The organism is Pseudomonas sp. B21_DOA (genome assembly GCA_030544685.1).
GTDB classification, from domain to species: Bacteria; Pseudomonadota; Gammaproteobacteria; order Pseudomonadales; family Pseudomonadaceae; genus Aquipseudomonas; species Aquipseudomonas fluorescens_AO.
In genome coordinates, this window is sequence record CP086683.1 from 93026 (window position 1) to 107163 (window position 14138).

The 14138-nt window shown below is 60.7% G+C and carries 5 protein-coding genes and 3 pseudogenes; 5 read left to right on the forward strand and 3 right to left on the reverse strand.

The window, feature by feature from the left end; all coding sequences use genetic code 11:
• Positions 1 to 164: 164 nt before the first annotated feature.
• Positions 165 to 2601 (reverse strand): annotated as a pseudogene (locus LJU32_00465) (AAA family ATPase).
• Between the two features lie 302 nt (positions 2602 to 2903).
• Between LJU32_00465 and LJU32_00470 the strand changes: the two are divergent.
• From LJU32_00470 to LJU32_00485, 4 genes and pseudogenes are all read left to right on the forward strand, one after another.
• Entirely contained in the window at positions 2904 to 3392 is a 489-nt protein-coding gene (locus tag LJU32_00470; protein WKV89037.1) for a DUF3015 domain-containing protein, read from the forward strand.
• 241 nt (positions 3393 to 3633) lie between these two features.
• Positions 3634 to 5485: pseudogene (locus tag LJU32_00475) on the forward strand (DUF4105 domain-containing protein).
• 217 nt (positions 5486 to 5702) lie between these two features.
• Positions 5703 to 6059 (forward strand): hypothetical protein, encoded by a 357-nt coding sequence (locus tag LJU32_00480; protein ID WKV89038.1) that lies wholly within the window; start codon positions 5703 to 5705, stop codon positions 6057 to 6059.
• A 70-nt stretch (positions 6060 to 6129) separates the two neighbouring features.
• Positions 6130 to 6624 carry a GreA/GreB family elongation factor gene (locus LJU32_00485; protein ID WKV89039.1) on the forward strand — a complete coding sequence of 165 codons (495 nt, stop codon included), beginning with the start codon at positions 6130 to 6132 and terminating at the stop codon, positions 6622 to 6624.
• Here the strand turns inward: LJU32_00485 and gdhA are convergent.
• The gene (gene gdhA / locus LJU32_00490; GenBank protein ID WKV89040.1) at positions 6621 to 7958 is read right to left on the reverse strand and encodes an NADP-specific glutamate dehydrogenase; all 1338 of its coding nucleotides are present in this window, start codon (positions 7956 to 7958) and stop codon (positions 6621 to 6623) included. The two genes, LJU32_00485 and gdhA, sit on opposite strands and share 4 nt — an antisense overlap.
• Positions 7959 to 8313: 355 nt before the next feature.
• A complete protein-coding gene (gene ettA, locus LJU32_00495) occupies positions 8314 to 9978 on the reverse strand; it encodes an energy-dependent translational throttle protein EttA (protein WKV89041.1) in 1665 nt (554 codons plus the stop codon).
• A 284-nt stretch (positions 9979 to 10262) separates the two neighbouring features.
• On the opposite strand from ettA, the pseudogene morA reads away from it, so the two are divergent.
• Positions 10263 to 14109: pseudogene (gene morA / locus LJU32_00500) on the forward strand (cyclic di-GMP receptor MorA).
• Positions 14110 to 14138: the final 29 nt, after the last annotated feature.

The following is a 14138-nucleotide window of genomic DNA, read 5'->3' on the forward strand; positions in this document are numbered from 1 at the left end:
TCAGAGTCGTGACACATTCCACGAAGATCCCCGCAGAGATCAATCTGGAAAAGCATTGTGGGAGCGAGCCTGCTCGCGAAGACGATGGATCAGCCAGCTCATTCGTCGACTGATACAGCGCTTTCGCGAGCAGGCTCGCTCCCACAGGGTCTGGCGTGAACTGATCAGGCCGGTTTGGCTTCGGCGAGAGCCTCCTGCGCCAGTTCCTTTTCGGCCTCTTTCAAGTCCTCTTCGCTGACCATCTCGGCGATGTCGCGCAGGCGTTCGACCACTCGCGCATTGATGCTGCCTTCGGGGAATTCGCCGTCGGCATCCGGCTCACCGGCAGGTTCGCCCGCCAGCAGGCTCAACGCTTCATCGGCCTGACGCACCGCATACACATGGAACTGCCCGGCGCGCACGGCGGCCAGGACTTTCTCATCGAGCATCAGCGTGGCGACGTTGGCCTGGGGAATGATCGCGCCCTGTTCGCCGGTCAGGCCACGCGCTTCGCAGAGACGGAAGAAACCTTCGATCTTCTCGTTGACCCCACCGACCGCCTGCACTTCGCCGAACTGGTTGATCGAACCGGTGATAGCGAAACATTGCTTGAGCGGGGTTTTCGACAGCGCCGAAATCAGCGTGCATGCCTCGCCCAGCGACGCACTGTCGCCATCGACGTAACCGTACGACTGCTCCAGCGCAATGCTCGCCGAGATCGCCAGCGGGAATTCCTGCGCGTAACGGCTGCCCAGATAACCGGTGAGGATCATCACGCCTTTGGAGTGGATCGGCTGACCAAGGTTGACCTCACGTTCGATGTCGACGATACCGCTGCCACCCGGGTACACCGTGGCGGAAATCCGCGCCGGCACGCCGAACGCCGAATCACCGACCTCCAGCACCGTCAGCCCGTTGCACTTGCCGACTGCCGCGCCATCGGTGTCGATGAGGATGATCCCGGCGAGCATGTCGTCGAGAATCCGCGCCGAGACCCGCCCGGTGCGGGTAGCCTTGGCTTTCAGCGCACGTTCGATGTGCCCGGCATCGGTCATTTCATCGCCGGCCAGATGACGGATGAAATCCGCCTCGCTGACCAGTTGAAACAGATCGCCAATGCGCGCCGACAAGCGCCCCTGATGTTCGGCCAGCCGTGCACTGTAAGTGGCCAGACGCGCCACCGCATCGGCGGTCAACGGCGCCATGCCTTCTTCCGAAGTGCGGGTTTTCAATAGCTGGGCGAATTGCTCGAGGCTTTCGTCGACCATCGGAATGTCTTCGTCGAAATCGACAAGTACACGGAACATTTCCTGGAAGTCCGGATCGAGGTCCTGCAGCGTGTAATACAGCTGCCGCGCGCCGATGATGATGACTTTGACCTGAAGCGGAATGTGCTGCGGATTCAAGGTCACGGTGGCGAAGCGGCCCATCTCGCCCAGCGGCGATTCCATTTTCAGCTTGCGCGATTGCAGGGCGCGTTTCAGCGCGTCCCACACGAACGGCTCGCTGAGCATTTTTTCCGCTTCAAGTATCAGGAAACCGCCATTGGCGCGATGCAGCGCGCCCGGGCGCAACTGTCGATAGGTCGTATAGAGCGCGCCCTGATCGGTGGTGTACTCGATGCGGCCAAACAGGTTTTCGTAGGTCGGATGCGGCTCGAACACCACTGGCGCACCGCCGCTGGCCGGATGCCCGACCACCAGACTCGGTGCGTATTGCTCTTCGAGCAGTTTGCGCGCCACGGCGTCGGTCTTGCTGTCATCGACCAGTTGCTCGACCACGGTTTTCAGCAGGTAGACCTGCATGGCCTGCAAGTAACCGCAGACCGCAGCGTTCTCTGCGTACTTTTCCGACAGTGGCGCGAGCAATGGCTGCAACGCCAACGTGATGGTTTCCTCGTTGAGCGAGCGCAGTTGATTGTTCGACTCGCGTTTCCACTGCGGCAGGCTGGCGAGCTCTTCGTTCAGGCGCTCTTCGAGGCCGGAAATGTCATTGTGAAAACGCTCGCGCTCGGCTTCCGGCAACTGGGCGAATTCGGCTTCGTCCAGGGCCTTGCCGTCGAGCATCGGGGTGAAGGCGATGTTGCTGCTGTCGCGGTACAGGGCGACGTCTTTTTCCAGGGCCAGGCGCTCGATGATGTCCAGCGCCTTGTCGTAGCGCTGATTGAACGCGCGGTCGATGGCGCTTTTTCTGCTGGTAGGACGGGTGCTCGAAGACTGCCGGGAAGGTCGCCAGCAGGTTGTCGATCAAGCCGTTGATGTCGCCGATGAACGAGGCCGCCGTGCCCGATGGCAGCTCCAGTGCGCGCGGTTCGCGCGGCTCATCGAAGTTGTTGACGTAGACCCAGTCCGCCGGGGTCTGCAGGCGCTTGCCTTCGGCCTTCAGGTAGCGTTTGACGAACGAGAAACGGCCGGTGCCGGGCTCGCCCATGACGAATACGTTGTAACCGGGGCGTGGCATGGCCACACCGAACTGCAAGGCTTCGACCGCGCGTTCCTGGCCGAGCACACCGCGAAAGGGCTCCAGATCATTGGTGGTAGTGAAGCTGAACTGTTCAGCGGAAAACGGACGAGTCAGCGCTTCGGGCGCAAGACGCAGGCTGGCAGCAACAGGATCAGGCATCGGGCTTCCTTAACAATCAGGCGGGGCAGGTAGCGGCATTCTGGCGCTGCCCGTGCCCCACTGGCAAGGCGCGCCACATGACAAAGCATAGACAAGCGCGCGGCCGGCCGACGCGTCCCGATAAATCAGAGGTTTATTCCAAATATTTTGCAAAAAGTCACGGAACCGCTGGAACGTGCCTAAACTCCAAACTGCGCGGCTGGAACTAATACCGGCCCACTGACACTTTCGGCGCTGTCCTCGGGCAGAGTACGAAAGGCCAGAACCCTGTCCATTGGTATGCACATAAAGAGAACAAAGCTATGAAACGGATTCTTCTCGGTACTCTCTTCACCGCTGTATCCATCAACGCAATGGCGCAAGCCCCGGGCGGCCCGGATTGCGGTTGGGGCAACATGCTGTTCGAAGGTCAGCGTGGCACCCCGGCGCACTTCCTTGCTTCCACCACCAACGGCACTTCCGGTAACGCTACCTTCGGTATGACCTCCGGCACCAACGGCTGCTCGACCAACGCGTCCCTGACTTATGGCGGCAAATCCTGGTTCGCCATGAATGGCATGATGAACGAGCTGTCCGAAGACATGGCCAAAGGCAACGGCGAAGCGCTGACCACCTATGCCGTGGTACTGGGCGTAGCACCGGAAGACCGCGCACACTTCGCCCAAGTGACCCACGAGCACTTCCAGCAGATCTTCAGCAAAGCTGACGTGACCGCTGAAGACGTGCATACCAACACCCTGGCAGTACTGAAATCGGACCCACGTCTGGCCAAGTACGCAACTCAGGCTTAAGCTCGATCCCACCCGCTTCCTTCGGGAAGCGGGTTTTATTTTGAATACAGTCTGTAGCGAGGGGATTTATCCCCGTTCGGCTGCGAAGCAGTCGTAAAACCTATGCATGCGATGTATCCGATGCATTGGTGACACAGCTTATGGGGCCGCTTCGCAGCCCAGCGGGGATAAATCCCTCGCCACAGGGTGTGTGATTACCCCCGATCCGGGATTTGTTTTCTTTCGACTTAAGTTGCCACCTATGCTCAAACGCCTTGCCTGGCTGGCGCTCTGTGTCTGCGCCCCGCTGTCCGCCGCGCCTCACATCGATCCTCAACGTTTGCAGCAACTGGCCAACGACCGCTTCTGGATTTCCCTCGGTCATTACGAAACCGCCAAACTCGGCGGCTGGCGCAGCTATGTCAGCGACAAGAAGTTCTTTCTCGCCCCCGACGGCAACGAGCATCCGGACCGCGAACTGGCCGCCACCGTGCAGGCGCTGTACGCCCCGGCCAGCCTCGGCGAGCAACACGCACAATGCGTATACCCGGCGCGTACCCGCTGGCTGAAAGCGCAGCTCACCCTCTCCGACCTGCCAACGCCGGAATGCGCCGAATACAAGAAATGGTTCAAGGATGTCTCGCCGCACAGCGCGGTGATGATTTTCCCGGCGGCGTATCTCAACAGTCCTTCGTCGATGTTCGGCCACACTTTGCTGCGCATCGATCAGGCGGATGTGCAGGCCGACAAGACCTCGCTGCTCAGCTATGCGATCAATTTCGGTGCCTACATCGAAGGCTCGGACAACAGCATTCTGTATGCCTGGAAAGGCTTGATGGGCGGCTACCCGGGGCTGTTCGCGCTGGTGCCGTATCAGGAAAAACTCTCGGAATACCGCAGCCTGGAAAACCGCGATCTGTGGGAATACCGGCTCAATCTGACTCAGGAAGAAACCGCACGCATGGTCGAACATGTGTGGGAGCTCAAGCAGATCCAGTTCGACTACTTCTTCTTCGACGAAAATTGCTCGTATCGTTTGCTGGAACTGCTGCAAGTGGCGCGGCCGAGCCTGCGCCTGACCGAACAATTCCCGCTCACCGCGATCCCGACCGACACCGTCAAAGCGGTGAAAGAGGCCGGGCTGGTCGAGCACATCGAATATCGCCCGTCCCGCGAACGTGAACTGCTCAGCCGCGCCGAGCCGTTGAGCGATGACGAACAGCAATGGGTGCTCAAGGTCAGCGCCGATCAGAAGGTGTTGCAGGAGCCGACGTTCAAGGCGCTGCCTCGCGCGCGTCAGGCGTTGATCGTCGATGCCGCCTATCGTCTGGAGCGCTACCGCGCCAATGGCCAGGAACGCGACCCACAGCGGGCGCAGCGCAGTTTCGAACTGCTGCGGGCGATCAACAAGAACCCGGCGCCGGAGCTGGAAATACCGCAACCCGGTCTGCCCGAAGATGGCCACGAGTCCCGCACCTGGCAGGCCGGCCTCGGTACGCGCGGCGATCGTGCATTTGGCGAATACGGCTTGCGCATGGCCTATCACGACCTTAACGACAACGCAGAGAGCTTTCCCTCGGCGCACAGATCGAGATCCTGCAACTGAAGCTGCGCCAATACGAAGGCAATGACTGGCAGTTGCAGCAACTGGATCTGGCGACCATTCGTTCGCTGACCCCGCGCAACGAGCTGCTGCAACCGCTGTCGTGGCAAGTCACCGGTGGCCTGGAGCGGGTGCCGGGCAAGCATGACGACGAAACACTGGTCAGCCATGTCAACGGTGGCGGTGGTGGTACCTGGCAATTGGGCGAAGACGTGCTCGGCTTTGCCCTCGGCACGGTGCGCGTGGAACATAACAATGACTTCGCCGAGTTTGTTTCCCGGCCGGTGGCTTCAACACCGGTGTGCTGTGGAAAAACCCGCTGGGCAATCTGAGCCTGGAAGCCAAGGGCGACTACTTCTTCAACGGTGAAGTGCGCCGCAGCCTGAGCCTGAATCAGCAGTGGGAGCTGTCGCGCAACCTCGGTTTGCGCCTGACTGCACAGCGTGAATTCAGCCAGCTCGCCAGCCCGGAAACGGAAGTCATGCTGGAAGTGAAGTGGTATCACTACTGACTTCGAACACAACACAGAACCAATGTGGGAGCGAGCTTGCTCGCGAAAGCGGTGGGTCAGTCGATATTAGAATCGCCTGACAGGACGCCTTCGCGAGCAAGCTCGCTCCACAGGGCTTTGTGGTGTGCAATGGATTTTTCACAGGCCTTCGACAGCCGCCTCATGGATCCCCTTCTAGACTTTCCTTATGAGCCGAGTATCGGCGCGGGAGAGTGCGATGTGGCGGTGCGTGGGGTTGTTGGGCGTTGTATTGGCGCTGGGCGGTTGCCAGACCACCCATGAAGACTTGATCGCCAAGGGTTATCCACCGGCCTTCGCCGACGGTTTCGATGACGGTTGCGTCAGCGGCCGGCAAGCGGCGGGCTCGATCAGCGGCGAGTTTCGCAAGAACGTGCCGCGCTATCTCAAGGACCAGCAATACGCCGACGGCTGGGTCGACGGCTTCCGCCAATGTCAGGCGATGCTCGAAAACAAGGATCGCGAACAGTATCGCAACGAGCATTGGGACGAACGCGAGCGCGCCTGGCAGCAGCAGAAGGACCAGGGCGCCGGGCGGGCTTATCGCTCGCAATAGGTCGCCTGCAGACATCCATTGAAACCAAATGCCGGCAATGATGGCCCAAATCCTTTAACAGGAGGACTTCATGAGTCGCGCATTCGTCAACGAAGACAACGCCGCCGCACAGGCCGATCAGCCGGTCGAACGTCAGGTCAGCACGCAGCCCAACTACGTCACCCCGCAAGGTCTGGCGCAGTTGCAGGCGAAGGTCACCGAGTTGCAGAGCCTGCACGCCGAGCAAACGGCCAAGGGCGAGCAGGCCGACAAGCAACGCTTGGCCGATCTGCAACGGGATCTGCGCTATTTCACTCAACGCCTGAGCAGCGCCCAAGTTGCAGTCGCTGCGACCTCCACCGACAAGGTCCAAATCGGTAGCTGGGTGACCTTCGCCGACGAACACGACACTGAACACCGCGTGCAACTGGTTGGCGAAGATCAGGCCGACGCCAGTCAGGGCCTGATCAACTGGGCCTCACCGCTGGGCCGGGCCTTACTCGGCGCCCGGCTCAACGATGAGGTGCTGTGGCAGCGACCTGCCGGCGATCAACTGATCGAAGTGATCCGCATCGAACCGGCTTAAACCACGCCTTGCGCCAACATCGCATCGGCGACTTTGACGAAGCCGGCAATGTTCGCGCCCTTGACGTAATTGACCTGACCGTTGTCTTCGCCGTAATGCACGCAGGCGTGGTGGATCGACTGCATGATCGCGTGCAGCTTGCTGTCGACCTCGCCCGCCGTCCACAGCAGGCGCATGGCGTTCTGCGACATCTCCAGACCACTCACGGCCACGCCGCCGGCATTCGACGCTTTGCCCGGCGCAAAGAGAATGCCGGCCTCGATAAAGATATCCACAGCCTCCAGCGTAGTCGGCATGTTCGCGCCTTCGGCCACACAGACGCAGCCATTGCGCAGCAGCGTGCGTGCGGCTTCGGCGTCGAGTTCGTTCTGTGTTGCGCAGGGCAATGCGATATCGCACGCCAACGACCACGGATGTTGGCCGGCGCGGAATTCCAGAGCATGGGCGCTCGCCAGTTCGCTGATGCGCCCGCGTTTGACGTTCTTCAGCTCCAGCAGCGCCAGCCACTGTTCTTCGCTCAAACCGGCTTCGCAATACAGCGTGCCTTCGGAGTCGGACAGCGAGATCACTTTGCCGCCCAGATCCATGACCTTGCGCGCCGCATATTGCGCAACGTTGCCAGAACCGGAAATTGCCACACGCTTGCCTTCGACGGTCTGCCCACGGCGCTTGAGCATTTCTTCGGCGAAGTACACGCAGCCGAAACCGGTCGCTTCCGGGCGAATCAGGCTACCGCCGTAGGTCATGCCCTTGCCGGTGAGGACGCTGGTGAACTGATTGCTCAGGCGCTTGTACTGGCCAAAGAGGAAACCGATCTCCCGCGCACCGACGCCGATGTCACCGGCCGGCACGTCGACGTCGGCGCCAATGTGGCGGTACAGCTCGCTCATGAACGCCTGGCAGAAACGCATGACTTCGGCGTCGCTCTTGCCCTTGGGATCGAAATCCGAACCGCCCTTGCCGCCGCCCATGGGCAGCGAGGTCAGCGAGTTCTTGAAGGTCTGCTCGAAGGCGAGGAATTTCAGCACGCCGAGGTTCACCGACGGATGAAAACGCAAGCCGCCCTTGTACGGGCCGATGGCGCTGTTCATCTGGATACGGAAGCCGCGATTGACCTGGACCTTGCCCTGATCGTCGACCCACGACACCCGAAACACCAACGCACGCTCCGGCTCGCAGATGCGCTCGAGAATCCCCGAAGTCAGGTAATGCGGATTGGCTTCAAGAAATGGCCACAGACTGCGCAGGACTTCTTCGACAGCCTGGTGAAATTCGGGCTGGTCGGGGTCGCGTTTTTTCAGGCGCGCAAGGAAGGATTCGACGGTTTCGATCATGGGCAAAGTCTCGGCAAATTTATTGTCGTTGGAGGAGATTGGGCCGGACTGTAACAAACGAATTACGCACAGGAACAGAGCAAAATGTCGCAGTTATGAAATTAAATGGTGCACAGGATATAAATCAGCCTTGTTTTTTGACCAGTTTTGCACCTGAATGGTGAGATCGGATTCAGATCACGCACCAGCAGTTATATCGCCATCGCTGGCAAGCCAGCTCCCACAGTTTTAGCGGCGTCACAAAATCCCTGTGGGAGCTGGCTTGCCAGCGATGAATCCACCTCGGTCCCGCTAAAAAAACCGGGGCAAAAAAACGGAGCCCGAAGGCTCCGCTCTTTCTGTAACCAACCCGACATCAGGCCAGTTTCTTGTGACGTACCCGGTGAGGCTGGGCCGCTGCTTCGCCGAGGCGCTTTTTGCGGTCAGCTTCGTACTCGGTGTAGTTGCCTTCGAAGAACACCGCTTGCGAGTCGTCTTCGTACGCCAGGATGTGCGTGGCGACACGGTCAAGGAACCACCGATCGTGGGAGATCACAATGGCGGCGCCCGGGAAGTCCAGCAGGGCTTCTTCCAGCGAACGCAGGGTTTCCACGTCGAGGTCGTTGGACGGTTCGTCGAGCAGCAGGACGTTGCCGCCCTCCTTCAGGGTCAGCGCCAGGTGCAGACGACCGCGCTCACCGCCGGACAGATCCTTGACGAACTTCTGCTGGTCGCCGCCCTTGAAGTTGAAGCGACCGACGTAGGTGCGCGACGGGATCTCGTAGTTGCCGATGCGGATCTGGTCGGAACCGTCGGAAATCTGCTGGAACACGGTCTTGCTGCCGTCGAGGTCTTCGCGGCTCTGGTCGACGCAGGCCAGCTGCACGGTTTCACCGATTTCGATGCTGCCCGAATCCGGGGTTTCCTTGCCCATCAGCATGCGGAACAGCGTCGATTTACCGGCACCGTTACCGCCGATCACGCCGACGATGGCGCCCTTCGGCATGGAGAACGAAAGGTTGTCGATCAGCACGCGATCGCCGTAGCCCTTGGTGACGTTCTTGAACTCGATGACCTTGTCGCCCAGGCGTGGACCGGCCGGGATGTAGATCTCGTTGGTTTCGCTGCGCTTCTGGAATTCCTGCGATTGCATTTCTTCGAAGCGTTGCAAACGTGCCTTGGATTTCGACTGGCGGGCCTTGGCGCCTTTGCGCACCCATTCCAGTTCTTCTTTCATGGCTTTTTCATGAGCCGACTGCTGCTTGGATTCCTGGGCCAGACGATCGGACTTGGCTTCGAGCCAGCCCGAATAGTTGCCCTCGTAAGGAATGCCCGCGCCGCGGTCGAGTTCCAGAATCCAGCCGGCGACGTTGTCGAGGAAGTAGCGGTCGTGCGTGATCGCAACCACGGTGCCCGGGAAATCGTGGAGGAAATGCTCCAGCCACGCCACCGAATCGGCGTCCAGGTGGTTGGTCGGTTCGTCGAGCAGCAACATGTCCGGAGCGGACAGCAGCAGACGGCACAGGGCGACACGGCGCTTTTCACCACCGGACAGGTGTTCTACTTTCGCGTCCCAGGCCGGCAGACGCAGCGCGTCGGCGGCGACTTCCAGTTGGCGCTCGAGGTTATGGCCGTCGCTGGCCTGCAGGATCGCTTCGAGCTTGGCCTGTTCAGCGGCGAGCTTATCGAAGTCGGCGTCCGGGTCAGCGTAGGCTGCGTAGACTTCGTCCAGACGCGCTTGTGCATCCTTGATCACGCTGACCGCTTCCTCGACCACTTCACGCACGGTCTTGGCAGGATCGAGTTGCGGCTCTTGCGGCAGGTAACCGATGTTCAAATCTGGCATCGGACGTGCTTCACCTTCGAACTCGGTATCGACGCCGGCCATGATTTTCAGCAGCGTGGATTTACCCGAACCGTTGAGGCCGAGCACGCCGATCTTGGCGCCGGGGAAGAAGGACAGCGAAATGTTTTTGAGAATTTCCCGCTTCGGCGGAACAACTTTGCCCAGCCGATGCATGGTGAAGACGTATTGAGCCATGGAAAACCTTGGGTCAGTGACAGATGAATGATTGGAGCGCAGGCGACGCCTGGCCAGACTGTGCGCGTCGTTCACTTGATCACGATCAATGCGTGCGCGCTGGAAAAAGTCTGATTGTAGGGGCTGGAACGCCCCGTCTAACCGGCAAAGCTACCTGAATGACCGATGGCAGTCCAGCCGAGAGGGCTGGCACTTAGCCACGAGTCAAGGCATGCTAGCCGCCCTTCGGGCGTCCGGCTTATAGTGCACGTCGCGCCAGTCCAGCCAAATCGCAGGATCACAGCTTGACCAATGTCACTCCGCCAGCCTCTGTGAGCAGCACCCCACCGGCGCCCGGCTCGCCCCTGCGCGGAACATTAAAGGGTGCGCTGGCCACCCTCGTGCTGTTATTGCTCGCGTTGCTGTTCTGGCAACTGCTCGATCAATTGCGCGAAACCCAGAAGAATCAGCGTCAGTACACCATCGATTACACCGCCGACCTTGCCGCCCAGGTCAGCCTGAACATGGCGCTGAACGCGCAAATCGCCCTCAACCTGCTACCGATCGTCGAACAACCGCAAACCGCCGACGAACAGCAGATGCTCCTGCGCAAGTTGCAACGCTCGCTGCCCGACCTGCGCAGCATGGCCCTGCTCTCGCCCTCCGGCCGGATCATCAGCGACAGCGCCACTGACAGCTCCGACGCCGATTACCTGTCCGAACTGGTGCGCCGCAGCCGCGCCCAGGCGCACTACTTCAGCAATGCCGATGACGGCTCGGTGGTGCATCTGCTGCTGCATCAGGCCAGCGGCAGCAGTCGTGGTTACTGGGCGTTGCGCTTGACGCCGACCTTCTTCGATTCGCTGACCAAACAGGACGCCACCGCCCTGCGCCCGCTGTGGCTGGTGGAAAACCGCCTCAACCACCAGATCATCAGCCGCGAGGCCGGGCTGCCGTCAAACAAGGCTGGCGGGTTGACGCCCGACGATGTCGCCAACACCGTGCTGACCGTGCCGCTGAGCAGTAGCGACTGGCAACTGCGCGGGCTGTTCGACCGCCAGCGCGTACTGGAAGAATTGCTGCCGGCGTTCATCGGCAAATGCCTGCTCGGCCTGGCGTTCTCGATGTTGCCAGTGATCGCGCTGCTGAACATGCGTCGGCGCCAGCGCCAAGTGCATGAAGGTCGGCGGCGCTATCAGGATATTTTCGAAGGCACCGGTGTGGCCTTGTGCGTACTCGACCTTTCCGGCCTCAAGCAGATGTTCGACAAGGCGCAGATCCAGACCAGCGACCAGCTCAAGGCCTGGCTCGACCAGCCGCAGCAGCGCCAGCAGTTGCTTGCGGAAATGCGCGTCACCGAGGTCAATCAGGTCGCCCTGCAACTGCTCGACGTGCATTCCTGCGACGATGCCTGGCAACTGCTGATCGATGGCCAGCGTCATCCGCAATGCGCGATCGGTCAGCAGATCCTCGACGCCGTCCTGCAGCAGCAGAAGCAGCTGGAACTGGAAATCAAACTGCCCAACAGCAACGGTCGCGACCAGCACCTGTGGATGGTCCTGCGCCTGCCGAGCGAGCAGCACGACTATAAAGCCGTAATCCTCAGCATCAATGACATCACCAGCCGCAAGCTGATCGAGCTGTCGCTGCTGGAGCGTGAAGGTTTCTGGTCGGACGTGGTGCGCACCGTTCCGGATCATCTGTATGTGCAGGACGTGATCAGCCAGCGGATGATTTTCAGCAACCACCACCTCGGCCAGACCCTGGGCTACAACCGCACCGAACTGCATCAGATGGGCGAGTACTTCTGGGAAATCCTCCTGCACCCGGAAGACGCCGACTATTACCATCGTTCGCGGCAGTTGCAGCGCCACGCCGGTTACAGCCAGTTGTTGCAATGCCAGTTGCGCTTCCGCCATCGCGACGGCAAGTGGCGGCGCTTCGACATCCGTGAACAGGCGCTGGCGCGGGACAAGCACGATCAGGTCACGCGTATCATCGGTGTGGCCAAGGACATCACCGAACAGATCGAGGCCAGCGAATCGCTGCGTGACAGCGAGCAGCGCTACCGCATGCTCGCCGAAAGCATCAGCGACGTGATTTTCTCCACTGACAGCAAGCTCTCGCTGAACTATGTCAGCCCCTCGGTGCAAGCCGTGCTCGGTTACAACGCCGAGTGGATTTTCCAGAACGGCTGGCAATCGACCATCGCCAACCCCGGGCAATTGAACGGCATCTACGCGCTGATGGACCGCGTCAGCAAAGCGCTGGACAAGCCCGAGCAACTGGCATTGTTGCGCAATCAGGTGCAAACGCAGTTGTTCCTCTTCGATTGCCTGCGCGCCGACGGCCGCAAGATTCCGATCGAGCTGCGCCTGGTGCTGGTGTGGGACGAACACGGCGCGTTCGAAGGCGTGCTCGGCGTCGGCCGCGATATCAGTCAACAGCGCCGTGCCGAAAAGATTTGCGCATGGCCGCCACGGTATTCGAGCACTCGACCTCGGCGATCCTGATCACCGACCCGGCCGGCTACATCGTCCAGGCCAACGAAGCCTTCAGTCGGGTCAGCGGCTACAGCGTCGGCGAAGTCCTCGACCAGTTGCCAAACATGCTCACCGTCGACGAGCAGCAGGATGCCCACCTGCGCTATGTGCTCAAGCAGTTGCACGAGCACAGCACCTGGGAAGGCGAGGTGTGGATGAAGCGCCGCAACGGCGAGCATTACCCGGCGTGGGTCGGCATCACTGCCGTACTCGACGACGAGGGCGATCTGGCCAGTTACGTGTGCTTCTTCAGCGACATCAGCGAGCGCAAGGCCAGCGAGCAGCGCATCCACCGCCTCGCCTATTACGACGCTCTCACCCACCTGCCGAACCGCACGCTGTTCCAGGATCGGCTGCATACCGCGCTGCAAGCGGCCGAACGGCAGAAGTCGTGGGTGGTGCTGATGTTCCTCGACCTCGACCGTTTCAAACCGATCAACGACTCCTTGGGCCACGCCGCCGGCGACCGCATGCTCAAGGATATGGCCACGCGCCTGCTGGCCTGCGTCGATGACGACGACACCGTGGCGCGCATGGGCGGCGACGAATTCACCTTGCTGCTGCAGCATCGCTCCAACCGCGAACTGGCGCTGAACCGGGCGATTCATGTCGCCGAGCAGATTCTCGCCAGCCTGGTGCGGCCGTTCGTGCTCGAGGGTCGTGAGTTCTTCGTCACCGCAAGTATCGGCATCGCGTTGAGCCCGCAGGACGGCAACGAACTCAGCCAGTTGATGAAGAACGCCGACACGGCGATGTACCACGCCAAGGAACGCGGCAAGAACAACTTCCAGTTCTATCAGGCCGACATGAACGCCAGTGCGCTGGAGCGTCTGGAGCTGGAAAGCGATTTGCGCCATGCGCTGGAGCAGAACGAATTCGTCCTGTATTACCAACCGCAGTTCAGCGGCGACGGCAAACGTCTGACCGGCGCCGAAGCACTGCTGCGCTGGCGCCATCCCCGTCGCGGACTGGTACCGCCGGGGATTTCATTCCGGTGCTGGAAGAGCTCGGCCTGGTGGTGGATGTTGGCGACTGGGTCATCAGCGAGGCCTGTCGACAGCTGAAAACCTGGCACCAGCAACGGGTGCGGGTGCCGAAGGTGTCGGTGAACATTTCCGCACGGCAGTTCTCCGACGGCCAGTTGGGCACGCGAATCGCTACGATCCTGCGCGAAACCGGCCTGCCCCCGGCGTGTCTGGAACTGGAGCTGACCGAAAGTATCCTGATGCGCGAAGTCAGCGAGGCAATGCAGATTCTCGCCGGATTGAAAAACCTCGGCCTGAGTATCGCGGTCGACGACTTCGGCACCGGTTATTCATCGCTGAACTACCTCAAACAATTCCCGATCGACGTGCTGAAGATCGACCGCACCTTCGTCGATGGCCTGCCGTCCGGCGAACAGGACGCGCAGATCGCCCGCGCGATTATCGCCATGGCCCACAGCCTGAATCTGGCGGTGATCGCCGAGGGCGTGGAAACCCACGAGCAACTGGACTTCCTGCGTGAGCACGGTTGCGATGAAGTGCAGGGATATCTGTTCGGCCGGCCGATGCCGGCGGGACGGTTCGAGGCGCAGTTCAGCAATGATGCGCTCTTCATGTTCGACTGACCTGAGCCGCTTCGGGCGGCTCAGGTCAG